The sequence below is a fragment of the Streptomyces sp. DH37 genome, from assembly GCF_029813835.1.
Classification (GTDB): domain Bacteria; phylum Actinomycetota; class Actinomycetes; order Streptomycetales; family Streptomycetaceae; genus Streptomyces.
In genome coordinates, this window is record NZ_JARVKV010000195.1 from 1 (window position 1) to 443 (window position 443).

Annotated in this window: 1 pseudogene; it reads right to left on the minus strand. The window is 69.5% G+C overall.

Annotated elements, in window-relative coordinates:
• Window positions 1-289, minus strand: a pseudogene (locus QC029_RS30635) (hypothetical protein); the annotation flags it as partial.
• Window positions 290-443: the final 154 nt, after the last annotated feature.

Genomic DNA, 443 nt, shown 5'->3' on the forward strand with positions numbered 1-443 from the left:
CGCCGGGGATGATCTGGCCGAGGCCGTGCCAGGCGGGGACGGCGGAGTACAGCGCGGCCCGGTCGCCGGTCATGTCCAGCCCGTGCTGGGGCATGCCGGTGGCGGACAGGATCACGCCCCGGTCCCACCCGGTGAGGACGCGGTAGCGGCCGTCGGCCAGGCGCTCGACCTCACCCCGCGCGATGCGCTCGGCGAGGCGGGCTTCCCAGGCGCGGGCGGCGTCGATCAGCTCGGCGCGCTCGGTGGCGAAGGCGGCATTCACGTCGGTCACGTCGGTGGTGATGGTCATGGTCTGCCCCTCCCGGAAACTTTAACCGCGTTCTGCGGTCTATGTATAGAGTGCCTCGACTCCCCGAACTTTGCAAGCGAAATGCGGTCTAAGTTTTGGGAACTGCGGGAGGTTGCGATGCGAAGGAGCGGAAAGCCGGGGGGCCTCTCCGCCC